Genomic DNA, 26476 nt, shown 5'->3' with positions numbered 1-26476 from the left:
AAAGGCCCGCCCCGTGTCCCGCGTCCTCCTCCTCGGCGAATCCTGGTTCGTCCATTCCATCCACCAGAAGGGTTTCGACTCCTTCACGACCTCCGAGTACGAGGTGGGCGGCGTCGAGTTCGTGGCCGCTCTTCGGGCAGCCGGTCACGAGGTGACGCACATCCCGTGCCACGAGATCAGCACGCGGCTCCCGGCAACGGCAGACGAACTCCACGAGCTGGCCGATGTGATCGTGATCTCCGACGTCGGTGCCAGCACCTTCCAGCTGCCGCCCGCCACGTTCAACCGCTCCGAGGCACAGCCCGACCGCGTCGAGGCGCTGCGCTCCTTCGCCGAGAGCGGCGGCGGACTGCTCATGATCGGCGGCTACATGACCTTCTCGGGCATCGATGCGAAGGCGCGCTGGGGTCGCACCGTACTCGCCGATGCGCTGCCCGTCACCGTGCTCGACCGCGACGACCGGGTGGAGCTGACGACGGGAGCGGCCCCCACGACGGATGCCCCGCATCCGATCACCGAGGGACTCGGCTCGGCCTGGCCCGTGCTCCTCGGCCTCAACGAGGTGACCGTGCGTGAGGGCGGCACGCTGCTCGCGAGCTGTGCCGGGCATCCGCTGCTCGTCGTGGGCGGCTACGGAGAGGGCCGCACCGGCGCATTCACCTCCGACCTCGCACCGCACTGGGCGCCTCGGGGGTTCCTGGAGTGGGACGGCTACGCTCCGCTGTTCGACCGCACGGTGCGCTGGCTGTCCGGGGAGGCGGTCGCGTGACCGGCGAAGAGCGGGCGGAGAACGCGGGAGCGGAGCACGTCGGCGGCGCTGACCCCGTCGACGGCACGGATCCGGTCGACACCGTGATCACGGGCGTCACCGTACTCACCCGCACCACACGGCCCGCGCCCGGCTACCCCCAACTGCCGCGCGACGACACGGCCGCGCGCGGAACCGCGGAGTTCCTCGCCGACCACGCCATCGGCATCCGCGACGGTGCGATCGCCTGGATCCGGCCGAGCGCAGAGGTGCCCGATGCCGTTCGTACGCGGGCGCAGCTGATCGACGGCCGCGGGCAGGTGGCCATCCCGGGCTTGATGAACTCCCACACGCACTCGCCGATGACGATGTTCCGCGGGTCGGCCGAGGACGTGCCGCAGAACGAGTGGTTCAACCAGCACATCTGGCCGATGGAGGTGAACCTCACCGAGCGCGACGTGACCCTGGGTGCCCAGCTGGCCGTGGGCGAGATGCTGCTGGCCGGGGTCACGAACTTCGCCGACCACTACTTCTCGACCGACCGCATCGCCGAGGTGGTGGAGGCCAGCGGCGCCCGTGGGCTGCTCGCCTCCACGTTCTTCTCCAGCGAGGGAGCCGCGGGCATCGCGAAGTCTGCGGAGTTCGCTGAGCGCTGGAACGGCGCGGCGAACGGCCGCATCACCACGGCGATGGGACCGCACGCGACCTACACGGTGAACGACGCCGACCTCGAGAAGACGGCCGAGCACGCTCGACGGGTCGGCGTGCGCACCCACATCCACGCCGCCGAGAGCCTGTCGCAGACCGAGTCGAGCCTGGCCCGGCACGGACGCACGCCCGTTCAGGTGCTGCACGACACCGGCATCCTCGAGACCGGCGCGATCATCGCGCACGGCACCGGGATCGTGGAGAGCGACCTCGAGTGGCTCGTGCCCTACGCCGACCGCGTGGCGGTCGCCTCCTGCCCCAAGGTGTACCTCAAGCACGCGCACTCCACGACGCCCGTTCGGATGCTGCACGATGCCGGGATCACCGTCGGCGTGGGCACCGACGGCCCCGCCTCGCACAACACGCTCGACGTGCTCGAGAGCATGCGGATGCTCTCGCTCACCCAGAAGGAGTTGCTGCGGGATGCCACCTGGCTGACCTCGGCCCACGCCCTCGACCTCGCCACCCGGCAGAGCGCGGCGGCCTTCGGCCTTCAGGACTCGCTCGGCACGCTGCAACCCGGATACCGCGCCGACATCGTGCTGATCGACCTGCAGAAGCCGCACCTGCAGCCGATGCACGACCTGGCCGCCGCCCTCGTGCTCAGCGTCAAGTCGGGCGACGTCACCACGGTGCTGGTCGACGGCCGGGTGCTGGTGGAGAACGGCCGGCTGACCACCATCGACACCGCGTCGGCCGCCGAGGAACTGACCCGGCGCATCCCCGAACTCACCGACCGCTCGCGCGGCTCGATCCAGGAGTACGCGCCGTGATCGAGGCCGTGAATTCTTCTTGGACCGACGTCGCCGCTCACCTCGAGGCCGCAGCGGCACGCACAGGTGCGGATGCGGCATCCGGGCTGGCGTTCCTGCCGTTCGGTGCCCTCGAGCAGCACGGACCGCACCTGCCGCTCGGCACCGACACGGCCACCGCCGCCGAGGTCGCCCGTCGCCTGGCCGAACGGCTCGACGCCGTGCTGCTGCCGCCCGTGCACTACGGCGACACCTGGAACAACGCCGGCTACCCCGGAACCGTGGGCCTCTCGACCGCCACCGTCACGGCCATCGCCGTCGACATCGGGCGGGCGCTCGTGCACTCGGGCGCTCGGGGCCTTGTGATCGTGAACGGCGACTGGGGCAACCGGCAACCGCTCGCCACCGCCGCGCGCATCCTGAACGACGAGCGCCTCCTGCCCACGATCGTGCTCGACCACCCCGGAATGGATGCCGCCATCGAGCGGGTGCGGGAGAGCGAACCAGCGGCTCCCGGACTCAACCACGCCGAGGAGGTGGAGACCTCGATCATGCTCGCGCTCGATCCGCACCTCGTGCACACCGACCGCTACGTGAGCGCCTACCCCGTCTTCCCGAGCGACTTCGGAACCCGGCCGATGCAGCTGCATCCGTTCTCGGAGTCCGGTGTCTTCGGCGATCCCGCCACCGCCACCGCGGCGAAAGGCGCGACGATCCTGGCCGACACCGTCACGGCGTCGCTCGAGGTGCTCGAGGGCTTCACGGCCACCCTGGGTGCGCCGCCGGCCGCCAGGCCGCCCGCGCCCTAGGCGTCGTAGTTCTGGATGCTGCGGCCGTGCGAGCGGTCGGTGAGCCGCGCCAGCCGTGGCTGCAGTTCGGCGACCACCTGCGGCACGTCGACCGTCAGCACGCGCTTGCCGCGCATGAGCACCCGCCCGTCGACGATCGTGGTGTCGATGTCGTTCGACCGCGCACTGTAGACGAGCGTGTTCGCGAGGTCGAGCACGGGCTGCACACGCGGCTCGGAGAGGTCGACGAGCACGAGGTCGGCCCGGTAGCCCGCCGCGATCCGGCCGACCGACGACCCGAGTTGCACGGCCGCGGCGCTCTGCGTGGTGGCGTGCTCGAGCAGTTCGCCCGAGGTGAGCCAGCTGTTGTCGTTCTCCACGGCCTTCTGCACGAGCGCCATGAAGGTCATCGACTCCCACACGTCGAGGGTGTTGTTGGAGGCGGCGCCATCGGTCGCGAGACCCACGGGGATCCCACCCGACCGCAGCAGCCTGACCGGTGTGGTCTCCAAGCCGTTCTTGAGGTATCCCTTGGGGCCGCTGCCGACCCCCACGCGGCCCTCGGCCGCCATGGGGGCGAGCAGCGGGATGTCCTCGGGCACGATGCCGATGCCGTGCGCGATCAGCAGCCGGCCGTCCAGCAGCCCCGTGCGCTGGAGCACACCGATCGGTGTCGCCCCGTGCCGCTCCCGGCTGTGGATGGTCTGCGACCGGCCCTCCGAGGCGTGGATGTGCACGAGCAGATCGTGCTCCTGGGCGGCCGCGGCCGTGCGGGACAGGTCGTGGTCGCTCACGGTGTACGGCGCGTGCGGCGCCAGCGCCGTGGTGATCCGCCCGCCCGCGGCGCCGTTCCAGCGCGTCGCGAACTCGAGCGAGCGCTCCAGTCCCGCTTCGCCGTCGGACGAGAAGTAGGTCGAGCCGAGCACCGCTCGGAGGCCGGTCTCGTCGGTGACCTTCGCGATCCGGTCCATGGTGAAGTAGTGGTCGGCGAACGTCGTGACCCCGCTCCGGATCATCTCCGCGGCGGCGAGCCGGGTGGCCAGCTCGACGTCGTCGTCGGTGAGGTTGACCTCCATCGGCCAGATGAACTCGTTGAACCAGCGCTCCGGTTCGATGTCCTCGGCGGCGCCGCGGAACATCACCATCGGCGTGTGCGTGTGGCAGTTGATGAAGCCCGGCATCGCCACCATCCCGGCGGCGTCGATCGTCTCCCGCGCCGAAGGCGGCGTGACGAGTGCACCCGAGGAGTCGCGGGCATCCGTCACCGACGCGAAGGCGCCGTCGCGGATGACGATGATCTGGTCGTCGGCGAAGGAGACGGCCCCGGATGCGTCGTGAACGAGCACGGTCGCGCCCATGATGACGAGGTCGGCGGGTGAGCCGGTGGGAGCGCCGAGACCGGCGTCGGGCGCGCTCATCGGAACGCCGCCAGACCGAACGACACCATGTTCTCGAAGGTGGCCTCGCGCTCGGCGGCGGTCATCTCGGCGCCCGGGAGATCGCTCACCGTGCCCACCATGAGCGCCTCGAACGTCTCCTTCAGCGCCACGGCGTAGAGGCCCGCGGCCTCCATGTCGATGCCGATGGTGCCGTAGTCGAGCAGGCGCGGAACGAGCTGCTCATCCGGGTTGTAGAACGAATCGGTGGTGAAGAGCGGGCCCACGTGCATGCGTTTGCCCGTCTGCTCGCCGTACTCGACGGCTCTGCGGAGGAGGCCGAACGAGGGCGCGTGGCTGAGGGAGACCCCGGGCACCCACTCGCGGGTCATGGCCGAGTTGGTGTGTGCGGCCGAGGCGGCGATCACGTCACCGAGTTCGAGATGAGGCGCGATGCCGCCGATGGTGCCCACGCGCACGATCCGCTTCACGCCGTAGTGGCGGGCGAGCTCGGTGGCGTAGATGGCCATCGAGGGCATGCCCATGCCCGAGGCGAGCACCGAGACCGGGCGCCCCTCGAAGGTACCCGTGTAGCCGAGGATGCCGCGCACCTCGGTGACGAGGGTCGGCGAATCGAAGAACGTCTCGGCGATGAGCTTGGCGCGCCGGGGGTCGCCGGGCATCAAGACGTCTTCGGCGAAGTCTCCGGGTTCGGCGCCGATGTGCGGGGTGGCCATGGTGGTTCCTTTCGAACGGGATGAGCGTGGTCGAGTCGGGCGGGAGCGGTCAGCTGACCTGTGCCGGTGCGTACCGCGACAGCACCACCCGCTCGGCCCAGCTGACAAGACTGTAGAAGATCAGCGAGACGGCCGTGAGGATGGCGGCGGCGGCCCACAGCCCGGTGTAGTCGGAGTGCGCTCGCGCGCTCACGATCGCGTGCCCGAGTCCGTCGCCCGTGGCGAGCCACTCGGCCAAGGTGGCCGCGAGCACCGCCGTCGGCGCGGCGATCCGCGCGGAGGCGAAGATCGCGGGCAGCGTGTACGGCAGCTGCAGCCGCCAGAGCGTCGACCAGGTGGACGAGTCGTAGCTGCGCAGGAGGATGAAGGCGTCGGCCGGCACCCGTTTCAGACCGTTCTGGGTGTTCGCGAGGGTGGGGAAGAACGTGACGATGGCGGTGATCGCCACCACTCCGCCGAGCCCGCGCCCGAGCGCCAGGATGAGCACGGGGATGAGCACGATGATCGGCACCGACCGCAGGGCGACGGCGAGCGGGGTGAGCACGCGTTCCGCGATCGGGAAGGTCACGAACGCCACCGCCGTGCCGACGCCGATGACGAGCCCCGCGACGTAGCCCACCCCGGCGTGAACCAGCGTCACGTTCAGGGCGTCGAGCATCACGGCGCGGTTCTCCCCCGCTTCCTCGGAGAAGAAGAGATAGGTCAGCACGTCGACCGGCGACTTGCCCACGAACGGAGACATGTCGAACACGATCAGGTAGGCCCACCACGCGAGCAGGATCACGGCGATCGACCCGATCGTCCAGGCGACGGCGCCGGCGAACCGGCCCGCCGCCGAACCGCTCGCCGCGCGCGACGGCTGCTGGGCGTTCGAGATCGAGGCCGACCAGGGCGTGAGCCACCGGCGCAGCAGCCCGAAGAGGCCGTACGGGACGGCAGCCATCACGGTCGCGAGCAGGGCCACCGACCACACCCGGGCCAGGTCGAGCGACATCAGCCCATTGATCAGCAGCACACCGAGACCGGCCTTGGCGCCGATGAACTCGCCGAAGATGGCTCCGAGCACCGCGGCGGCGGCGCCGATCTGAAGGCCGGTGAGCATCGACGGGAGACCGGAGGGCAGGCGCACGAAGCGCAGCGCGCTGAGTCCCCGGCCTCCCCAGGCCGCCACCATCGTGAGCGGGCCGCCGTCGGCCGAGCGGAGACCCAGCATCGTGCCCACCAGCGTGGTGAAGAACACCGAGAGCGCCGCGAGCACGACCTTCGCCGTGTCGGGGTCGAAGGTGAGCTGAAGCAACGGATTGACGGCCACGAGCGGCAAGCAGAACAGGGCGAGTGCCAAGCGCAGGAACAGCGACTCGAAGACCGGCACCTGCACGAAGAGGATGGCGACGAGCACGGCGGCCAGGTTGCCCCAGAACCAGCCGCGGACGGCGATCCAGGCGGTGCTCGTCAGCGCCCCCCAATAGAGGTCGGGGGTCTCGACCAGACTCTGGATGATCGCGGTCGGCGAGGCGAGCACGCCCAGTCGGGTGAGCCACAGGTCGGCCGCCACCTCCCAGAGCACGAGGAGCAGGAGCGTCACGATGAGCGTGGTGACCCAACCGTTGAGTGAGCGACGACGCGCCTCGCGGCCCGCACGCTCGCGCTCGGTGGCGATGGCGGCGGCCCGCAGGTTCTCGCGGTCGGCGGATGCGGGCACGCCGACCGTGCCGCTCAGCCCGGTCACCCCGGTCACGATGCCCCCTGCCCCGCCCGGGCCGGCGGCTCGTGCTCGCCGTCGGCCTGCAGAGCGTCGCTGTCGTCCTGGTCGTCGCTCCCCGCGTGCAGCATCGCGCTCAGTTCGTCGCAGATCGCGTGGAACTCAGGGCTGGAGAGCAGCTCCCGGCGCCTCGGCCGTGGGAAGTCGAGGGTGATGTCACCCACGATGCGACCGGGCCGGGGCGACATCACGATCACCCGGTCGGCGAGGAACGCGGCCTCGGAGATCGAGTGGGTCACGAGCAGCGCGGTGGCCGAGGTCGCCGACCAGAGCTTCTGCAGTTCCTCGTTCATGCGCTGCCGGGTGATCTCGTCCAGTGCTCCGAACGGCTCGTCGAGCAGCAGGATCTCGGGCTCGGCCACGATGGCGCGCGCGATCGCGACCCGCTGGCGCATGCCGCCCGACAACTGGGCCGGCCGCGCATCCGCGAATCCGTCGAGACCGACGAGCGAGATCAGGTCGTCGATGCGCTTCGGGCTGATCGTCGTGCGCATCACCTGGCCGGGCAGCCGGATGTTGTCGCGAACGCTGCGCCAGGGCAGCAGGCTCGGGTCCTGCAGGGCGAGACCGAGCCGGTGCGCCTTGCGGATGGCGGCCGGGCTCTCCCCGTGGATCGTGACCTCGCCGGCTGAGAACGACTCGAGGTCGGCGAGGATGCGGAGGATCGTCGACTTGCCGCATCCCGAGGGCCCGAGAAGGGCCGTGAACGATCCCTCCGGAACCGCGAGCGACACATCGTCGAGAGCGAGCACGTCGCGCTTCTTCGAGGAGTAGACCTTCGTCAGGTTGGTGAGGGTGAATCCTGAGCCGTTCACGGGCCTCCATACTTTCTGCGTGGACTCCTCGCGACCCGTCGAAATCGGTCGCACAAGGGGCGCTTGAGGACCGATTTTCGACGGGTCGCGAGGAGGAGGGTGGGGCTAGCCGATCGTGTTGCCGCCGGCGTAGATGTCGGTCAGGAGCGAGGTGTCGAAGAGCGACTCGTCGACTCCGGTGATGCCGAGCGTCGTGAGGGTGGCGATGTTGTTCTTGATGCCCTCGTCCGAGATCGTCAGAAGGCCGTTGGCCTCGGTCTCCGGGGTCACCAGCAGGTCCATCTGGAGCGCGGCCTGCTTGGTCTGCTCCTCGATGGTGAGACCGCCGTCTTTCGCGTAGTCGTTGACGGTGAGCTCGACGGCCTCGGTGGGGTCGGCCACGTAGTTCTGCCAGCCCTCGATCTCGCCCTTCAGGAAGCCCTCGATCGCGGCCTTCTTCTCGGGGTCTTCGAGCGACGCCCGCGTCACGGCGTACACCTGGGCGTAGACGTCGAGTCCGTAGTCGGCGGTGAGGAACACGGTGCCCTCCTTGCCGGTCGACTCCTCGTAGGAGATGGGCTGCTCGGAATAGAACACCCAGAGTCCGTCGACCTCGCCGGAGACGAGCGGCGCCACGTCGAAGCCGACGGGGACGGTGCTGACCTTCGAGGCGTCGACGCCGTTGACCTCCATCAGGGCATCCTGGGCGGCCTCGTCGCCCGCCGGCACACCGATCTTCTTGCCCTCCATGTCGGCGGGGGTGGTGATCGGGTTGTCGGGGCTGGAGAGGATGGCGAGCGGGTTCTTCTGGAAGCCGGCCGCCACGATCACGAGGTCGGCGCCCTGCTCGTTCGCGCGGGCGACGGTGTCGGCGTTGGCCATGCCGATGTCGGCCTGGCCGGAGGCGACCGCGGCCATCGAGTCCACATCCGGGCCTCCGGGCAGGATGTCGACGTCGACGCCGTTCTCGGCGTAGTACCCCTCGCTGTCGGCGACGTAGCTGCCGCCGAACTGCACGAGCGGGATCCACGAGGTCTGCAGGGTGATGGGGGTGAGCGCCGCGCTGTCGGTCGAGCCGGTGTCGGCGGAACCGCTCGACGACGCGCAACCGGCGAGAAGCGCGATGGATGCGGTGAGAGCGGTGGCCGTGGCGAGCGCCCGAAGGCGGCGGGTGGGGTGGGACGTCATGGGTTCTCCTCGGTGCGTGCGGGATGGTGCCGGGGGGGGTGTGAATGGTCGTGTGCGGGACGCGCGGACTGGCCGCGTCTGCAAACCGTTTTGCATCTTGGTTTCCGCCTGACACTACGTGCCGACTGTTTCGAGACGATTACCGTCTGTTACTGACGTGTAAACGCCGACTCGTCGCCGCAATTCGGACCGGTCTCCGGCACCATCTCGCCTTGCAACTCGATTTGCACATCGCGGCACGATTCACGTCATCGACTGCCGGCGTCAGCTACTCTGAGTCGGTGACCGACGCCACCGCCAAGCCCTGGACGATGCAGCAGATCGCCGCTGCCGCGGGCGTCAGCGTGACCACGGTCTCGCACACCCTCTCGGGGAAGCGGCCGGTCAATCCCGAGACGGCCCTGCGCATCCGTCGCCTGATCGACGAGTTCGGCTACGTTCCGGATGCGGGTGCCCGCCAACTCAAATCGGGCCGGAGCCGGATGATCGGGCTGGCCGTGCCCGACATCTCGCACTGGTACTTCGGTCGCATCGCCCGCGGCGTGGAGGAGATGGCGAACGAGCGCGACTACGGCCTCATCATCTGCAGCACCTCGAACTCCGATCCGCGACGGGAGAAGCGCTACTTCAACCTGCTGCGCACACGGTCGATCGACGGCCTCGTCTACACCGCGAGCCGCGAGATCGCCGCCACGGACGAACTCATGAAGATCGCGGAGTCGTCGTCCCCCATCGTTCTGGCCGACGAGGACGTCCCCGGCCTCGACGACGTGCCCTCCGTGACCTCCACGAACTACGGGGGTGCCCAGGAGCTCGGGCGCCACCTGCGCGACCTCGGTCACACCCGCGCCGTCATCATCGCGGGCTACGCCGGGCTGCACTCCACCGTGCAGCGGGTGCGCGGCATCCGGGAGTCGTTCCCGAACGCGCTCGTGCTGCACGGCGACTTCGAACTCGCCTCCGGATACGCACTCGCGTCCGACCTGCTGGCCAATCAGGTGGGGTTCACCGCGCTCTTCGCCAGCAACGACCTCATGGCCATCGGAGCGATGCGCCGCCTGCAGGAGGCGGGGGTGCGTGTGCCCGAAGACGTGTCGATCGTGGGTTTCGACGATGTCGACATGGCGTCGGTGGTCTCCCCCGGACTCACGACGGTGCGCCAGGACATGCTGGGCATCGGGAGACAGTCGGCCGAGCTGCTGATCGACGCGGTGGAGGCAGGGTCGACCGAGGGGATCCAGTCGATCGGGCTCCCGGTCGAGCTCGTCATCCGCGGCTCGACGGCACCACCGCCGTCCTGAGTCGCGCCCCGCGACGGGTGCTCCCGCCGGTTCAGCCCGCCTGGGCCGGGCTCTGCCACCCCGGAGCGGTGAGGTCGGTGGCGAAGTCGGCCACCACGGATCCGTAGCCCACGAGGGGCGCCGGCTGCCCGTACCAGGCCAGCAGGCCCGGCTCGTAGACGCTGGTCCGGCCGCCCAGAATGAACGCCCAGACATAGGGCAGGAAGATGCCGAGCACGAGGAAGCCCGCGTCTTTGCGGAACGACTGCCCGATGCGTGACATTCCGATGATCAAGAAGATGCTGGCGACGAACCCGAGGCCCAGGAGCGACAGCAGCGCGAGCCAGCCGGGCTGGCCGCCGAGCTTCAGCCACACCCAGGTGCGGTAGTAGGGCACCCACGCGATCCAGGGCTTCACCCCCACCTTGCGGTAGAGCGACATGAGCGCGAATCCCATCACCACCCAGCTGGCCGCGATCACGAGGATCACGAGACCGTAGGTGAGCACCAGCACACCGACGATGATCTGGACCGCAAGGGCGGACTGCGCATCGGGAGTCATCTGCACAGCGTATCGGTGGCGCGCGATGAAAAAAGCCCGGCCCCCTTGCATGAGCGAGGGAACCGGGCGTGTTGTGACCCCAGCGGGATTCGAACCCGCGTTACCGCCGTGAGAGGGCGACGTCCTAGGCCGCTAAACGATGGGGCCGTCGTGACAACTCATCGAGTATGCCACACCCCGGAGGGCTTCTCAAATCAGGCGGGGGCGAACACCGCGAGCGCCCCCGGCACGAGTTCGACGGTGAGCGGGAGGGGGCCGAACCGCTCGCCGTCGGCGAAGCCGACGACATCCGGAGCCGACACCGTCACCGTGCGTGCCCGACGGAACTCCACGACCTCGAGCCCGGCGTGCGTGCCCGAGAACACCTTCGGGAAGAGGCGGATGAAGCGGATGCGCGACACCGGCTTCACGATGAACACATCGAGCAGACCGTCATCGAGCAGGGCGTCGGGCGCGATCTTCATGCCGCCGCCGATCGTGGTGTTGTTGGCCACCGAGAGCAGGCACGAGTCGACCTCGACCCGTTCGCCGTCGATGTCGAGCACGTAGTGCCGGTTCTTCAACGTGACGAGCTCGGCGATCAGCGCCAGCACGTAACGCGAGGCGCCCTTCGGATAGCGCATGCCGTTCGCGCGCTCGTTCACCGCGGCGTCGAAACCGGCGGAGAGCACGCCGGCGAACCAGCGGTGCGCCGCATCCGGCCCGTTCTCACCGGCCGGCACATCGATGCCGGGGCCGGTGACCCGAGCGGCGTCGATGACCCGCGGCTCGCGCTCGAGGGAGTCGCAGAGCGCGACGATGGCCGCGGGGATGTCATCGGCGGGGATGCCGATGCCGGCCGCGAAGTCGTTGCCCGTGCCGGTGGGCACGATGCCGAGCGGCGTTCCGGTGCCGGCCACGAGGTTCACGCCGAGATTCACCATGCCGTCGCCGCCCACCACCACCAGGGCGTCGTGCGGTTCGGTGAGCGCGTGCCGGGCCACCCGCACGAGGCCTTCGAAGTCGGGCGCGCTGAGGGGGATGACCTCGTGCCCGCGCGCCTTGAGGGCGCTCACGACATCGGGGCCCACCTGACGGGTGGCCCCGAAGGAGGCGTTCGGGTTGATCGCCACGACGATCCGCTTCGCTGAGGTGCCCATAGCGACCGATTATTCCCCACGTTGCACGCCGGGCCGTGCTGGTGTTGAGTCGGAGATCATGAGACTCACGAAATTCGAGCACGCCGCACTGCTGCTGGAGAAGTCCGGCAAGAAGCTCTTCATCGACCCCGGATCGTTCACCACCGCCATCACCGAGGCCGCCGGCACGGTCGCCGTGGTGATCACGCACGAGCACGCCGACCACTGGACGCCGGAGCAGCTGAACCGCATCCTCGACGCCTCACCCGACGCCGTGATCTACGGGCCGGAAGGCGTCGTGAACGCGGCATCCGGATTCGACATCGTGCAGGTCTCCCCCGGCGACAGCATCGAGGCGGGTGGGTTCTCGCTGCGGTTCTTCGGCGGGCGGCATGCCATCATCCACTCCTCGATCCCCGTGATCGACAACGTGGGGGTGCTCGTCGACGACATCCTCTACTACCCCGGTGACTCGTTCGCCGTGCCGGAGGGCGTGGCCGTCGACCTCCTCGCCGCGCCCGCCGGGGCTCCGTGGATGAAGATCGCGGAGACCATGGACTTCGTGCTCGAGGTCGCGCCGAAGCGCGCGTTCCCGACGCACGAGATGGTGCTCTCGGTGGCGGCGAAGAAGATGGCGAACGACCGTCTCACCTGGGCCACCGAGCAGGGCGGCGGCACGTTCCTCCCCCTCGAGCCCGGCGACACCCTCGACCTCTGACCCGCGCGCCCTCAGCCCAGGCCGCTTAGCGCCCCCCACCCCTCCAGATCCGTCACTTTTCGCGCGAATTCGCCCGAAAATGAACAAAAAGTGACGGATCTGGGCGGGCCTGGAGGGAGGGCCAGCGCAGGGCTCTGCTGGGAAGGGGCAGCGGGCGGGGTCAGCGGGCCAGGGAGGGTGGCTCGGTGATGCCGAAGACGTCGGCGAGCGCCGTGCGGGCCGCCTGCCAGCCCGCCATGCCGTGCACGCCGGGGCCGGGCGTGGTGCTCGCCGAGCAGAGGTAGACCCCGTCCAGCGGGGTGCGCCAGGGCGTGGGCGAGAGCACCGGCCGCGACAGCAGCTGCGCCACACTCGCCGCCCCGCTCGCGATGTCGCCGTCGACGTAGTTGGCGTTGTAGAGCTGCAGAGCGGATGCCGGGATCGCGGCGCTCGCCACGACCCGGTCGCGGAACCCGGGCGCGAACTGCTCGATGCGGGCGGTGACGACATCCGTCATGTCGCGGCCCGACCCCCGCGGCACGTGCGTGTAGGCCCACAGCACCGTGTGGCCCTCGGGCGCGCGCCCCGGGTCGACGATGCTCGGCTGCGAGACCAGCACGAACGGATGCTCGGGGTACCGCCCGCGCGCCACCTCGCGTTCGCCGGCATCCACCTCGGCGGCGGATCCGGCCAGGTGCACGGTGCCCGCGCGCGCCAGCTCCGCGTTCGCCCACGGCACCGGCCCGTCGAGCACGTAGTCGACCTTCGAGGCGGCGTCGCCGTAGCGGAAGCGGCGGAGAAGGGCTCGATAGCCGGGCGGCAGCAGGTCGTCGCCGATGCGGTCGAGAGCGCGCGGGGTGACATCGAGCAGCACGGCGTGCGCGGAGGGGAGCTCGCGCAGGGAGTCGATGCGCGTCTCGGTGACGATCTCGCCGCCGTGGGCGCGCAGGTCGGCGTGCAGGGCGTCGACGATGGCCTGCGAGCCACCGAGCGGGATGGGCCATCCGCCGTCGGAGTGCGCGAGAGCGCCGAGCAGCAGGCCCGCACCACGGGCACCGAGGGCCGCCACCGGAGCGATGGCGTGGGCGCTCAGCCCCGCGAGCATGCCGCTCGCCTCGTCGGTGCGCAGACCGGCGGCTGCGCCCCGGGCGGTGGCGAGCACGCGTGCGCCGAACGCGGCGGCGGCCAACGGATGTCGCGGAACCCGGGCCAGGGGCGACATCGCGAAGTCGACCACATCGTCCTGCCGGGCGAGCAGCGGCGCGAAGAGGCGGTGCCAGGCCGCGCCGTCGGCACCGAGGCCCTCCACGGTGCGATCGAGGTCACGGTAGGCGATTCCTGCCCGGCCGTCGTCGAGGGCTTGGGCATAGGAGATCTCGGGTGTGACGAATTCGACCCGATCGGCCAGCTCGAAGGCGCGGAAGAAGGGCGACGCGAGCGCCATCGGGTGCACCGCCGAGCAGACGTCGTGCCAGTGCCCCGGCAGGGTGAGCTCGGCGGTGCGGGCTCCCCCGCCCGGCGATCCCGCCGCCTCGTACACGCGCACGCTGAGGCCCGCCCGTGCCATGGTGACCGCGGCGGCGAGCCCGTTCGGCCCGCTGCCCACCACGACGACGTCGACCGACCCGGAGCTCATGCCGCCAGACTACCCACGGCGGCTGCGCACGGGGCCGTGCGCCCGGCGGTGCGCCGGGCGGAGTCCCGGGTGGGAATGCAGCGGGAGCGGCCGTGGATGTATACCTGTGATAGCGCGAAACCGATCCCGGAACGAGGTCTTCATGAGCACCACCCGCGAACAGCCCGCCGCGAACACCGACTACGACACCGCGCCGTTCCGCCAGGTGTTCGAGCAGAACTTCACCTGGGCATCCGGCTTCGCGCGCAATACCCATCGCTACGCCGGCCGCACCGGCCTCACCGACTCGACCACCGGCCGATCGTGGACCTACCGCGAGCTCGGCGAGGTCACCGGCGCCCTCGTGGCCGGGCTCGCCGAGCACGGCGTGGGGGTGGGCGACCTGGTGGGCTACCAGCTCATCAACCGGCCCGAGTTCGCTTTTCTCTACGTGGCGTCGCAGGGGCTGCGGGCCGTGTCGTCGCCGATGAACTTCCGGCTGGCGCCGGCGGAGACGGCGCACATCCTGAACCAGTCGAGGCCCGTGATCTTCTTCTACGAGGCGTCTCTCGCGGCAGATGTGCGCACCGCCCTCGCCCTCGCCGAGTACACGCCACCCACCCTCGTGGAGGTGGGCGGGGCCGACGGCGTTCCGGTTCAGATCGCGGATGCCCTGCGCTTCGAGCAGCTGCTGGTCGAGGGGGCGCCGACGTTCACGGCGCCCCGGGAGGGCTCGGTGTGGGACGAGACATCCCGCCTCTACACGTCGGGCACCACCGGCATGCCGAAGGCCGTTCCGCTCACGAGTCTCAACGAGACCCTCAGCGCGCACGACGCGATCATGCACTTCCCGCTGGGGCCCACCGACCGCACCCTGAACATGTCGCCCTGGTTCCACCGCGGCGGCAACTACTGCGCGGGGCCGAACACGGCGTTCTACGTGGGCGCCGAGGTGGTGACCCTCCCCCAGTTCGAGCCCGGGCTCGTGCTCGACCTGATCGAGGAGCACGAGCTCACCTACGTGATCGGCGCTCCCACGAACCTCGAGCGGCTCGCGGATGCGCAGGAGGCGTCGCCGCGGGATCTCTCGTCGCTCTCCGGCATCGTGACGATGGGCGCTCCGCTCGACCGGGCGGCGGCGTTGCGCTATCAGAGCACTCTCACGCCGCGCATCGCGAACGGGTACGGCACCACGGAGGCGTTCTGGAACACCTACCTGCGGCCCGAAGACCTGCCGGAAGCGGCCGGTGCGGCCGGGCGGGCCTGTCTCGACGACGACGTGGCAGTGGTGAAGGTGTACGACGACCGGTTCGCCGATCCGACCGACCTCGTGGCGAAGGACGGCAGCGAGGTGGGCGAGGTGATCATGCGCACCGTCAAGAGCGGCTACACGTACATCGGCAACCCGGAGGAGCAGGACCGCAAGTTCAGGGACGGCTGGATGTACCCCGGCGACCTCGCCACCTGGGACGAGACCGAGATGGTGACCATCGTCGGCCGCAAGGACGACATGATCATCTCGGGCGGCGAGAACGTGCATCCGGTGCAGATCGAGGAGGTGCTGGCCGGCCACCAGGGCGTGGCCGACAGCATCGTCACCGCCCTCGCCGATTCGGATTGGGGCGAGGTCGTGGTGGCCTACGTCGTGCGTCGCCCGGGCCAGCTCGCCGACCCGGTGGCCGCCGCCGCGTCACTCGATGCCTTCTGCCAGGAGAGCGTCTCGCTCGCCCGCTTCAAGCGCCCGCGCCGCTACGCCTTCGTCGACGAGCTGCCCTACACGGCCACCGGCAAGAAGCAGCACTTCGTGATGAAGCAGCGCGCCGCCGCCGACGCAGCCGCAGGCCTCTTCATCACGCCGTAACAGGTTCCGGGGTCGGTTGTTCGCCTCATCTGAACGATTGGCGCCCGCGCTACGTTGTGGGGAGTGGAGGTGTCATGTCCGACGAGCAAGCCGAGCTGCTTCGGGCGATCCACGACGCCCACGGGCCCGCGCTGTACCGGTACGCGGTGCGGTTGACGCGCGATCCGGTACTCGCTCAGGACGTGGTGCAGGAGTCGATGCTGCGGGCGTGGAAGCGGCCGGCCATCCTCGAGCAGAGCGATGACGAGGCGCGCGCGTGGCTCTTCACCGTGGTGCGCAACCTCGTGATCGACGACCGGCGCAGCGCCCGGCACAATCACGAGTTCGCCACCGATGTTGTGCCCGAAGCGGCCTCACGCGGCACAGATCACGACGCCACCGACGCCATCCTCGACAAGTGGCTGCTGTCGGATGCGCTGCTCTCGCTCTCCCTCGAGCACCGCACGGCGATCGTGCGGTCGTACTACCTCGGCGAATCCGCGGGCGAGATCGCCGAGGCCGAGGACGTGCCCGTCGGCACCGTGCGCTCACGCATCCACTACGCCCTCCGCGCGCTGCGTCTCGCTCTGCAGGAGAGGGGTGTGGCCGAATGACCGATCCACACGAGTTCACCGACTGGGATGCCGCCTACGTTCTCGGCATGCTCTCGCCCGACGAGCGCCGGCGATTCGAACGGCACCTCACCGGCTGCCCCGCCTGCTCGCAGGCCGTGGCCGAGCTCGCCGGGATGCCCGGCATCCTCGCGGGTCTCAGCACCTCGGATGCCACAGCACTCCTGGCCGACGACGCCCGCGCCGTCGCCGACGCGCACCTGCGCGAGCTCGAGCACGAACCCAGCCAGGTGAGTCGCCTCGCCGCATCGGTCACCCGCAATCGGCGTCGGGTGCGACGTCGTCTCGCCGCGCTCGTCACCGGGGTCGGTGTCGTCGTCGCGGTGCTCGGTCTCGCGGTCGGCGTCGGCATCTCGGGCGGCTCGGTGAACCAGGGTTCCGAGGCCGACGGGCCTGCCGCCACCGCGCCCGCGACATCCGGAACGCCCGCCCCCGTCTCCCCGGGCGCAGCCGGCACCGACACGGTCGCCCGCTCGATGTCGCAGGTGGAGCCCGGCTTCCTCGCGGCCGACCTCACCGTCACCCCCAAGGGCTGGGGCACCCGGTTCGACTGGAACTGCAGCTACCGCGACGAGTGGGGTGCGAGCAGCACTCCCGTCACCTACGACCTCGTGGTGACGGATGCGACGGGCACCGAGACCACGGTGGCCACCTGGAGCGCCGCGGGCGGGGCCGCCGGCAACCTGTCGGCGTCGACGAGCATTCCGACGGATCAGATCGCGGCGGTCGACATCCGGGTCGCGGGCAGCGATCGTCCCCTGGTGCGCACCACGCTCTGACGCGCATCCGCTCTGCCGGGGCCCCGGCGCATCCACTCCACCACAGGTGCGGCGACCCCTCGGTGTGTTCGAGGCCCCTCCCCGGGATGGCAATATGGTGATGCAAACCCTTTCGACGCCTGTGCGACTTCGAGAACTTCGCGTGCTCGCAGCCCCGGACATGTATTGGAGGTCAGAAGTGCAGTTGTTCGTTCGTGGATCCGGCGGTTCGGTCTCAGGGGAACTGGCCATCCCGGTCTCGAAGTATCACGCTCATCGCGCCCTGGTGCTGGCCTCGCTCGCGCCTGGGCGGAGCGTGATCCACGGCCTGTCGGAGACGCGGCAGGTGGTGTGGACCATCGGCGTCCTGCGCGCGCTCGGCACCCGCATCGAGATCGAGGGCGACAGCTACGTCGTGCACGGCGGCCACTACGACACCCGCGACGGCGTGAACGACCACGGCTCGATCGCGGCCGAGGGCCTGCTGAACGTCGGCTCCTCGGGCACCACTCTGTATTTCATGACGGGCCTCGCTGCCCTCGCCGACCGGCCGATCACGCTCACGGGCATGAAGTACTTCCGCCGTCGCCCCATCAAGGCGTTGCTCGACTCGCTCGGCCAGCTCGGCGTGCGCTACGAGTCCACGAACGACTGCCCGCCCATCACCGTGCAGCCGGGGCGGCCCACCGGCGGTCACGTCACGATCCCGGGCACCTTGTCGCAGTGGCTCTCCGGGCTCCTCCTCGTGGCGCCCTTCGCCGAGCGGGAGACCACCATCGAGGTGCAGGGCGAGCTCAACGAGCAGCCCTATGTCGAACTGACGGTGCGGATGATGCGGCACTTCGGTCTCGAGGTCGAGCACTCCGACGACTGGCGGAGCTACACCGTGCGTCCGGGGCAGACCGCCACCGCGACCGACTACACACTCCCGCCCGACATCGGATCGGCGGCGTTCGGGCTCGCAGCCGCCGCGATCCACCCCTCCGACGTGGTCTTCCGCGGTCTCACCACCACCTCCTCGGCCGACACAGACCACCCCGAGGCGGATTTCCTCGACATCGTGGCTGCGATGGGGGTGCCGCTCGACCACGATCCTGAGACGGGGTTCGTGCGGGTGCGGCACGACGGCATCCGGTTGCAGCCGATCGAGCTCGACTGCCAACCCATCCCCGATCTGCTGCCCGTGGTCTCCGCACTCGCGAGCTTCGCCGACGGCACCTCGCGGCTGCACAACATCGGGCACATCCGGCTCAAGGAATCCGACCGCGTGAACGCCATGCTGCAGCTCAACAAGCTGGGCGGATCGCTCGTCGACGAGGGCACCTCGTTCTCGATCACCGGCGTCGATTCCCTGGCCGGCGCCCCCATGTCGAGCTTCAACGACCACCGGGTGCTGATGTCGCTGGCCGTGGCCGCCACTCGTGCCGAGGGCGAGTCGAGGCTCACCTATCCGCGCGCTTACCGCATCTCGTATCCCCGGTTCCTGCAGGCGATGACGGGCGTGGGGCTCGACCTGGAGATCCCGGATGCGGGCTCCGCCGCCGATTCGAGCCGCACCCGCGCCGGGCAGGCCCTCGCCTCATGACAGGTTCGCCCTCCTCGTCCTCCTCGCCCTCCTCGTCGCGGGTGGGCGGCTTGCGCGCCTCCGGCGGCGCGGCCGCAGTCGGCGCGGCTTCAGGGAGCGGCGCGGCCGGAGGCGGCGCGGCTCATGAGAGCGGCGCGGCATCACGGAGCGGCGCGGCACCAGGGAGCGGCGCGCCCGGAGGCGGCGCGGCCTATGAGAACGGCGCGGCGCCAGGGAGCGGCGCGCCCGGAGGCGGCGCGGCCTATGAGAACGGCGCGGCGCCAGGGAGCGGCGCAGCATCACAGAGCAGCGCAACACCACAAAGCAACGCAACATCACGAAGCGGTGCAACATCACAGAGCAGTGCGGCGCTAGGGAGAAGGGCGGCGCTAGGGAGCGGGGCGGCCGTCACGACGAGGCGATCGCTGGCTGCGCTCGTGGACGAGCTGGTGGCGCGGGAGCCGAATGCGATCGCCCTGGTCGAGGTCGGTGACCGACCGCGCTCGCTGACGTGGTCGGAGCTGCGCGGGGAGGCCGACCGCGTCTCCGCGGTGCTGCTCGAGCTCGGGGTCGAGCCCGGCGAGTCGGTGGCGTTCCAGCTGCCCAACTGGGCCGAGTGCGTCACGGTCACGCTCGGCGTGCTGCAGATCGGCGCGGTGGTCGCGCCCATCATGCCGGTCTTCGGCGCGCGCGAGACCGCGATGGTGCTCGCGCGGTCGCGGGCGCGCGTGCTGATCGCGCCCGAGTCGTTCCGGGGTCGGCGCCATGCCGAGGAACTGCCGGCGGTGGCGCGCGAGGCGGCCGCCCGCGGGCTGACGCTGCGCGTCGAGCACGTGCTCGTGGTGGCGGCCCACGATCCATCGGGCACCCTCCGCGCGGGCTCCACTCCCACCGACTTGCCACACCATGTGGCAAGCACCCCCGCCGGGCAACACTTCGCGGCAACTCAAACCGAAGCCAACCCCACCCCCAACGCCGACTTGCCACAACATGTGGCAAGCACCCCCGCCGGGCAACACTTCGCGGCAACTCAAACCGGAGGCCACCCCACCCCCAACACCGACTTGCCACAACATGTGGCAAGCACCCCCGCCGGGCAACACTTCGCGGCAACTCAAACCGGAGGCCACCCCACCCCCAACACCGACTTGCCACAAGATGTGGCAAGTGGAGGGGAGTTGCCACAAGATGTGGCAAGTCGCGACGTCATGCCCACCGGATGGCGCATGCTCGACTTCGACGCGGCGCTGGCGGGCGCCCGCGACGCCCGCGCGCCCATCGCCGCGCGTCGACCCGCGCCCGACGACGTCGCCCAGCTGCTCTTCACCTCCGGCACCACCGGCGAGCCCAAGGGCGTGCAGCACACCCACCGCACCCTCGGCCTCGCCACCGCGATGGAGGCCGCGCACCTCGAGCTGACACGAGACGACCGCGTCTACATCCCCTCCCCCCTCGCCCACCAGACCGGCTTCCTCTACGGCCTCCTCCTCAGCTGGCGTCTCGGCACGGCCGCGATCGTGCAGCCGATCTGGAACGCCCGCACCGCCCTCGACCAGGCTTTCGCCGCGCACGGCGCCCACTTCGTGCAGGCCGCCACCCCCTTCCTCATGGACCTGGTCGAAGCCGTCGAGGCAGGCGCACCCGCCCCCGCCAGTCTCCGCATCTTCGTGGCCACCGGTGCCGCGGTGCCCCGCGAACTCGCCGAGCGCGCCACGCGCGTGCTCGACACGGCGGTCTGCGGCGCCTTCGGCACCACGGAGACCTGCCTCGGCACGCTCTCCTCGCCGGCCGACGCCGTCGACGCCCCCGGGTCCGCCTGGGGAACGGATGGCCGGCCGCTGGCCGGCATCCGCATCCGCATCGTCGACGACGAGGGCCGCGAACTCCCCCGCGGCCGAGAGGGGCACTACGAGCTGAACTCCCCCACCACGTTCCTCGGCTACCTCGACCGCCCCGACCTCACGGCCGAGGCGTTCACCGCCGACGGCTGGTACCGCACGGGCGACCTCGCGGTGGTCGACGAGGCGGGATTCCTGCACATCACGGGCCGCGTGAAAGACGTGATCAACCGCGGCGGCGAGAAGGTTCCGGTGGTGGAGATCGAGAACCTGCTGTTCCGGCATCCGCTCGTGAAAGACGTCGCGATCGTGGCGATGCCCGACCCGCGCCTCGGCGAGCGCGCCTGCGCCTTCGTGGTGCCGGCCGACGATCGGGTCCCCCTCGAGTTCGAGGCCATGCAGCACTACCTCGCCGAGGCACGCGTGTCGAAGTACTACTGGCCCGAGCGACTCGAGATCATCGACGAGCTGCCACGCAACCCGGTCGGCAAGATCCAGAAGAACCTCCTCCGCGAGCGCGCGGCCGCGCTCACGCCCCCCTCACGAACAAGGGAGACCACACGGTGAACGAAGCCGATTTCCTGCACCTCAGAGATGAGATCGAGTCCTGGGTGCGCGGCCCCGGCGAGATCTGGGCCGAGCGCATCGAGGCCGAGGGCGACGTGCCCCGCGAGCTCTACGACGAGCTCCGCGACAAGGGCTGGCTCTCGCTCGCGGCGCCCGTCGAACTGGGGGGACGGGGCATCCCGTTCAGCCGCTACCTCGAACTGCTCGAGATCGTCTCCCGCTCGCACGGCTCGATCCGGATGCTCGTGCACGTCAACAACGGCATCTGGCGCGCCCTGGCCCCCTTCGCCGACGATCACCAGCTCGACCTGGTGAAGAAGGCGGTCTCGGGCGAGGCGCTCGTGGCGTTCACCCTCACGGAGGCCACGGCGGGCACGGGCAACGACCTGCGCAGCACGGTACGCCGCGACGGTGATGTCTACCTCCTGAACGGTGAGAAGCACCTCATCACCTTCGGCGTGAAGTGCGACTACTGGCTGCTGATCGCGCGGCTCGAGGGCAGCAGCGGATCCGACGGCACCGTCGCGTTCCTCGTACCCAACACGGGCCTCCCGGGTGCCGAGGTGATCGACGATTCCGACACCATGGGCGTGCGCGGAACCGACCACGCCATCCTGCGCTTCACCGACACCCCGGTGCCGGCCGACGCGCGTCTCGGCGCCGAGGGCGAGGGCCTCACGGTCGCCCTCGGCGGCTTCCTGCTGCCGAGCCGCATCTCGGTGGCCATGAGCTGCGTCGGCCTGGCCGAGCGCGCGCAGGAGCTGGCGCTCGAGTACGCGCTGAAGCGCGAGACGTTCGGCAAGAAGCTCGCCGAGCGGCCCGTCATCCAGGCCTATCTGGCCGAGAACTATGCCGACATCCAGGCCGCGCGTGCCCTCATCCTGCACGCCGCCCGCGCCTACGAGACCGGAGCCCCGGATGCGGCACAGCTCTCCAGCGCCTCGAAGATGATCGCCGTCGACATGCTCGGCCGGGTCACCGACAAGGCGCTGCAGATCCACGGCGGTCAGGGATACTGGCACCGCAACGCCATCGAGCGGGTGTACCGGGACGCCCGGGCACAGCGCTTCGAAGAAGGCACCAACGAGATCCAGAAGACGGTGGTCGCGCGCGCGATCCTGGCGGAGGCACGAGCATGAGCGACATCCGGAACCCCGGCACATCCGAGAGCACCGACACGCCTCGCGTGGTGGTGATCACGGGGGCCTCCCGCGGCATCGGCCGCCTCCTGGCCCGGAAGCTCGGCGCCCAGGGCGCCGCCGTGGTGGTCAACTACAAGGTGAACGCCGACCTCGCCGCCGAGTCGCTCGCCGACGTCGAGGCAGCCGGAGGCAGCGGCTTCATCGCGCAGGCCGACGTCGAGAACCCCGACGACATCGACCGCCTCTTCGACGAGGTGCGCGACCGTTACGGCCGCGTCGACGCGTTCGTGTCGAACGCCGCGGCCTCGGCCTTCAAGCCAGTGTCGCAGCTGAAGACGCACCATCTCGACCGCAGCTACGCCATGAACACGCGCTCGTTCGTGCTCGGGGCCATCCGGGCGGCCGAGCTCATGCACAGCGGGGGCCGCATCCTCGCCATCACGAGCTACGGATCCCAGCGCGCGTTCGCCACGTACGCCGCTCTCGGCGCCGCCAAGGCCGCGAACGAGAGCTACGTGAAGTACATGGCCAACGAGTTCGGCCCGCGCGGCATCACGGTGAACGCGGTGAACGGCGGCCTGATCGACACCGACTCGCTCGACTTCTTCTACACCAAGGTGCCGGGCATGGCGCCGATGGAGTCGGTGCTCGAGAAGATCCCGCTGCAGCGGCCGGGAACCGCCGACGACATGGCGGATGCGGCCGACTTCCTGCTCTCGGCGAAGGCCGGCTACATCACGGGCCAGGTGCTGACGGTGGACGGTGGTCTCACGGTGGTCGCACCTCCCTATTGGGCCGACACCACGGGGGCTCTGCGGGCCGCTGTGCTGGGGCTGCCGGATGCGCCGGATCCGCTCGTCATCTCGGAATAGGCGGCACACCGCATGAGTGCTCTCGCCCCGGGCGACCCCACTTCCGCCGCGCTCCCCCTCACCTTCTCGCCCTGGCGCCTCGGCGCGCTGACCCTGCCGCACCGGGTGGTGACGGGCAGCATGCACACCGGCCTCGAGACGCTCGACGACGGCGGGGCGGCACTCGGGGCGTACTACACCGAGCGCATCCGGGGCGGTGCAGCGCTCGTGATCACGGGTGGTCTCGCCGTGAGCCCCGAGGGCTGCGGGGCCGACGACTTCAGCGTGCTCGGTGACCCGGTGAGCGATGAGCGGCTGCGGGCCGCCGCCGCCGCGGTGCACGAGGCCGGAGGGCTGATCGCCGCCCAGCTCTTCCATGCCGGCCGGTACGCCTTGCTCGACGGGGTGACGGATGCGCACGGGCGGGCCGTGCATCCGGTCGCGCCGTCGGCGTTGCAGTGGCGCAGTCGCGGGTCGGAGCTGCCCGAGGAACTCGACGAGATCGGCGTCCTGCGCGTCATCGACGAGTTCCGGCGCGCGGCGGAACGGGCCGTCGAGCTCGGCTTCGACGCCGTGGAGATCATGGCCTCTGAGGGCTACCTGATCAACCAGTTCTGCTCACCCGTCACCAACCGGCGCAGCGACGACTGGGGCGGCGATGCGGTGCGGCGGCGGCGGTTCGCGGTGGAGGTGCTGCGAGCGGTGCGCCGGGCCGTGGGCTTCGACGTGCCCGTGATCGTGCGGATGTCGGGCGCCGACCTGGTGCCCGGCTCCACCACGCCCGACGAGACGGCGGCCCTCGCGCGCGACCTGGTGCGGGCGGGAGCGGATGCGCTCAACGTCGGCATCGGCTGGCACGAGTCGGTGGTTCCCACCGTGCAGGCCGCGGTGCCGCACGCCGTGTGGCTGCGGTTCTCGGAGGCGGTGGCCGTGGCGATCGCCCTGCCCGGCGATCCGACGGCACCCACGGCGGTGCCGGTGATCGCGAGCAACCGTCTCACCGACCTGCGCGACGTGGAGCAGGTGCTCGCCGGGGGTGCGATCACGGCGGTGGCGCTGGCCCGGCCGTTCCTCGCCGATCCGGCCATCGTGGATCACTCGCGCCAGGGGCGATTCGATTCCGTGAACAGCTGCATCGGCTGCAACCAGGCGTGCCTCGACCGCTCGTTCGTGAAGCAGCCGGTGTCGTGCCTGGTGAACCCGCGGGCGGCGACCGAGACGCGGTACCCGCTCACGATGACGACGGCACCGCGGCGATTCGCCGTCGTCGGCGGCGGCCCGGCGGGGCTCGTGGCAGCGGCAGATCTGGCCGAGCGCGGCCATCACGTCACCCTGTTCGAGGCGGCGTCCGCCCTCGGCGGGCAGTTCCGGCTCGCGGCGCAGATTCCGACCAAGGAGGACTACGCGCTCACGGTGGCGCACTACGAGCGGCGGCTGGGCGCACTCGGGGTACGGGTGGAGCTCGGAGCCGCCGCCACAGCCGAGGTGCTCGCATCCGGTGGATTCGACGGGGTGGTGCTGGCGTCGGGTGTGCGGCCGCGCACGATCGACGTGCCGGGGGCCTCGCTGCCGCACGTGCGCGACTACGAGACCGCTCTGCGCGAGGGCGTGCCTGCGGGCCGCGTGGTGATCATCGGCGGTGGAGGAATCGGCGTCGATGTCGCCAAGTACCTCGTGCTCTCCCACGACCCGGTCGAGCGCGCCCGCGACTTCGAGCGCCGCTTCGACCTGCCGGGCCCGAGCACGTTCTTCGAGTCGGCGGCGCTTCCTCAGCGCGCCCGCAGGCTCGAGCTGGCGGGCCGGCTCCCCGTCGGCTCGGCGGATGACCAGGATCCTCCTCGCGCATCCACCCCCAGCGCCGACGCGGATGGTTCGGACGATGGGCGGCAGGGCGGTGCGATGACCGTCGCACCGGCACCGGCACCGGCACCGGCCGCGACCAGGCCGGGCAGCCAGGTGACATTGCTCCGGCGCAGTGGCAGGTTCGGCGAGGGCCTGGGCATCACCTCGCGCTGGGTGGCGCTCGGGGAGCTGCGCGATGCCGGAGTGCGGATGGAGTCCGACCTCTCCTACGAGCGCATCACGGAGGAGGGTGTGCACATCGTGCACGCCGACGGCACCCGCGAACTGGTGCCCGCCGACGTCGTGCTGGTGTGCGCCGGCCAGGTCTCCCACGACCCGCTGAGCGCGGAGCTACGGGAGCGCGGCATCCGCCACGAACTGGTGGGCGGCGCACTCGACGCCACCCGGGTCGACGCGGTGCGCGCCACCCGCCAGGGCCTCGACGCGGCCCGTGTGCTCGCTCCCGTGGCAGGTGCCCGCCGAACCGCATAAGAAAAGGCACCTTCATCGACACTATGTCGACATGGGTACGTTTTCTTATGCGGTTCGGCGGTGACCTGGGCTAAGGAGCCGCCAGGCGCCGGGAGTACCGTGGGCCCATGGTCTCCCTGCTCCACCTCGATTCATCGGCCGATGTCCACACCTCGCGATCGAGGGCGATCGGTCACAGCTTCAGCGAAGCCTGGCTGGCCGCGGCGCCCGGCAACACGGTGGTTCACCGTGACCTGCACCGGGATCCGCTGCCGCACCTCGCCGATTCCGAGCTGCACTGGCCGCCGCGTCTGCGCCGCGAGGGAGCCACGGTGCCGGCCGACGCCGAGGCGCTTCAAGCGAGCTTGATCGCCGAACTGCTGGCGGCCGATGTGCTGCTGGTGGGCGCGCCGCTCTACAACTACTCCCTGCCCTCGAGCCTCAAGGCCTGGATCGACAACATCCACGTCCCCGGCGTCACCGCCCCGTTCGACGTCGACTCACAGCCTCTCGCGGGACGACCCGCGGTGATCGTCACGAGCCGCGGCGCCTCGTACGACCCGGGATCGCCCACCGACGGCTGGGACCACGAGATCCCCGCCATCCGCCTCATCCTGGGCACCGCCCTCGGAATGGACGTGACGGTGATCGAGACGAGCCTCACCCTCGCCGAGACGGTGCCGGCACTCGCCGACCAGATCCCCCGCAGCCGCGACGAGCTCGCGGCCGCCCACGCGACCGCCTCCGCCCTCGCCACCCGCCTGGGCACCCGTACCCCCTGACCGAACTCCGCGCGCTGACCGAACTCCTCGCGACTCGCCGAATTCCGGCCTAAAACCGAGGTGA

Annotated in this window: 22 protein-coding genes and 1 tRNA gene; 14 read left to right on the top strand and 9 right to left on the bottom strand. The window is 70.4% G+C overall.

Annotation, left to right across the window (positions count from 1 at the left end):
- Positions 1–13 precede the first annotated feature (13 nt).
- Genes EPO52_RS04525 through EPO52_RS04515 form a run of 3 tightly spaced genes read left to right on the top strand, consistent with a single transcriptional unit; the run spans position 14 to position 3017 of the window.
- Complete coding sequence (locus tag EPO52_RS04525) at positions 14–769, top strand: glutamine amidotransferase (protein WP_290802555.1); 756 nt, start codon at positions 14–16, stop codon at positions 767–769.
- On the top strand, positions 766–2229 hold the full coding sequence (locus EPO52_RS04520; RefSeq protein WP_290802553.1) for an amidohydrolase: 1464 nt from the start codon (positions 766–768) through the stop codon (positions 2227–2229). Before EPO52_RS04525 ends, EPO52_RS04520 begins: the two co-directional genes overlap by 4 nt.
- Positions 2226–3017 (top strand): creatininase family protein, encoded by a 792-nt coding sequence (locus EPO52_RS04515; protein WP_290802551.1) that lies wholly within the window; start codon positions 2226–2228, stop codon positions 3015–3017. Before EPO52_RS04520 ends, EPO52_RS04515 begins: the two co-directional genes overlap by 4 nt.
- Here the strand turns inward: EPO52_RS04515 and EPO52_RS04510 are convergent.
- The 5 genes from EPO52_RS04510 to EPO52_RS04490 form a co-directional block, all read right to left on the bottom strand.
- Complete coding sequence (locus tag EPO52_RS04510) at positions 3014–4414, bottom strand: amidohydrolase (protein ID WP_290802549.1); 1401 nt, start codon at positions 4412–4414, stop codon at positions 3014–3016. The genes EPO52_RS04515 and EPO52_RS04510 overlap by 4 nt on opposite strands.
- Positions 4411–5109, bottom strand: coding sequence for a purine-nucleoside phosphorylase (gene deoD, locus EPO52_RS04505; protein ID WP_290802548.1), 699 nt, complete (start codon positions 5107–5109; stop codon positions 4411–4413). The genes EPO52_RS04510 and deoD overlap by 4 nt, the downstream gene beginning before the upstream one ends.
- 49 nt (positions 5110–5158) lie before the next feature.
- On the bottom strand, positions 5159–6847 hold the full coding sequence (locus EPO52_RS04500) for an ABC transporter permease subunit (RefSeq protein WP_290802546.1): 1689 nt from the start codon (positions 6845–6847) through the stop codon (positions 5159–5161).
- A complete protein-coding gene (locus EPO52_RS04495) occupies positions 6844–7686 on the bottom strand; it encodes an ABC transporter ATP-binding protein (RefSeq protein ID WP_290802544.1) in 843 nt (280 codons plus the stop codon). Before EPO52_RS04495 ends, EPO52_RS04500 begins: the two co-directional genes overlap by 4 nt.
- 105 nt (positions 7687–7791) lie before the next feature.
- The gene (locus EPO52_RS04490; protein WP_290802542.1) at positions 7792–8853 is read right to left on the bottom strand and encodes an ABC transporter substrate-binding protein; all 1062 of its coding nucleotides are present in this window, start codon (positions 8851–8853) and stop codon (positions 7792–7794) included.
- 281 nt (positions 8854–9134) lie between these two features.
- On the opposite strand from EPO52_RS04490, the gene EPO52_RS04485 reads away from it, so the two are divergent.
- Positions 9135–10154 (top strand): LacI family DNA-binding transcriptional regulator, encoded by a 1020-nt coding sequence (locus tag EPO52_RS04485; RefSeq protein WP_290802540.1) that lies wholly within the window; start codon positions 9135–9137, stop codon positions 10152–10154.
- Positions 10155–10185: 31 nt separating this feature from the next.
- Here EPO52_RS04485 and EPO52_RS04480 read toward each other — a convergent pair whose 3' ends face one another.
- The 3 genes from EPO52_RS04480 to EPO52_RS04470 form a co-directional block, all read right to left on the bottom strand.
- The gene (locus tag EPO52_RS04480) at positions 10186–10695 is read right to left on the bottom strand and encodes a DUF5684 domain-containing protein (protein ID WP_290802538.1); all 510 of its coding nucleotides are present in this window, start codon (positions 10693–10695) and stop codon (positions 10186–10188) included.
- 74 nt (positions 10696–10769) lie between these two features.
- A tRNA-Glu gene (locus EPO52_RS04475) sits at positions 10770–10842 on the bottom strand.
- 47 nt (positions 10843–10889) lie between these two features.
- Entirely contained in the window at positions 10890–11834 is a 945-nt protein-coding gene (locus EPO52_RS04470; RefSeq protein WP_290802537.1) for a diacylglycerol kinase family protein, read from the bottom strand.
- A gap of 58 nt (positions 11835–11892) precedes the next feature.
- On the opposite strand from EPO52_RS04470, the gene EPO52_RS04465 reads away from it, so the two are divergent.
- A complete protein-coding gene (locus EPO52_RS04465) occupies positions 11893–12531 on the top strand; it encodes an MBL fold metallo-hydrolase (protein ID WP_290802535.1) in 639 nt (212 codons plus the stop codon).
- Between the two features lie 160 nt (positions 12532–12691).
- Here the strand turns inward: EPO52_RS04465 and EPO52_RS04460 are convergent, their stop codons facing one another.
- The gene (locus tag EPO52_RS04460; RefSeq protein ID WP_290802533.1) at positions 12692–14146 is read right to left on the bottom strand and encodes an NAD(P)/FAD-dependent oxidoreductase; all 1455 of its coding nucleotides are present in this window, start codon (positions 14144–14146) and stop codon (positions 12692–12694) included.
- Between the two features lie 142 nt (positions 14147–14288).
- On the opposite strand from EPO52_RS04460, the gene EPO52_RS04455 reads away from it, so the two are divergent.
- The 9 genes from EPO52_RS04455 (at position 14289) to EPO52_RS04415 (ending at position 26412) form a co-directional block, all read left to right on the top strand.
- Positions 14289–15986, top strand: a complete 1698-nt coding sequence (locus EPO52_RS04455) for an AMP-binding protein (RefSeq protein ID WP_290802531.1) — start codon at positions 14289–14291, stop codon at positions 15984–15986.
- Positions 15987–16060: 74 nt separating this feature from the next.
- Complete coding sequence (locus EPO52_RS04450; protein WP_290802529.1) at positions 16061–16579, top strand: sigma-70 family RNA polymerase sigma factor; 519 nt, start codon at positions 16061–16063, stop codon at positions 16577–16579.
- Entirely contained in the window at positions 16576–17376 is an 801-nt protein-coding gene (locus EPO52_RS04445; protein ID WP_290802527.1) for a zf-HC2 domain-containing protein, read from the top strand. Before EPO52_RS04450 ends, EPO52_RS04445 begins: the two co-directional genes overlap by 4 nt.
- Positions 17377–17554: 178 nt before the next feature.
- Positions 17555–18940, top strand: coding sequence for a 3-phosphoshikimate 1-carboxyvinyltransferase (aroA, locus tag EPO52_RS04440; protein ID WP_290802526.1), 1386 nt, complete (start codon positions 17555–17557; stop codon positions 18938–18940).
- 416 nt (positions 18941–19356) lie between these two features.
- Positions 19357–21324, top strand: a complete 1968-nt coding sequence (locus tag EPO52_RS04435) for an AMP-binding protein (RefSeq protein WP_290802524.1) — start codon at positions 19357–19359, stop codon at positions 21322–21324.
- Entirely contained in the window at positions 21321–22463 is a 1143-nt protein-coding gene (locus tag EPO52_RS04430) for an acyl-CoA dehydrogenase family protein (protein WP_290802523.1), read from the top strand. Before EPO52_RS04435 ends, EPO52_RS04430 begins: the two co-directional genes overlap by 4 nt.
- Positions 22460–23338: an SDR family oxidoreductase gene (locus EPO52_RS04425; RefSeq protein ID WP_290802522.1), complete on the top strand. Its 879-nt coding sequence runs from the start codon at positions 22460–22462 to the stop codon at positions 23336–23338. The genes EPO52_RS04430 and EPO52_RS04425 overlap by 4 nt, the downstream gene beginning before the upstream one ends.
- Before the next feature lie 12 nt (positions 23339–23350).
- Positions 23351–25651: an FAD-dependent oxidoreductase gene (locus EPO52_RS04420; protein ID WP_290802521.1), complete on the top strand. Its 2301-nt coding sequence runs from the start codon at positions 23351–23353 to the stop codon at positions 25649–25651.
- A gap of 107 nt (positions 25652–25758) precedes the next feature.
- Complete coding sequence (locus EPO52_RS04415; RefSeq protein ID WP_290802520.1) at positions 25759–26412, top strand: NAD(P)H-dependent oxidoreductase; 654 nt, start codon at positions 25759–25761, stop codon at positions 26410–26412.
- The last annotated feature ends 64 nt before the right edge of the window (positions 26413–26476 follow it).

It is taken from the genome of Herbiconiux sp., assembly GCF_004297105.1.
Lineage (GTDB): Bacteria > Actinomycetota > Actinomycetes > Actinomycetales > Microbacteriaceae > Herbiconiux.
The sequence above is the reverse complement of the archived record's forward strand: the minus strand, read 5'-3'. Positions and strand labels throughout refer to the sequence as shown.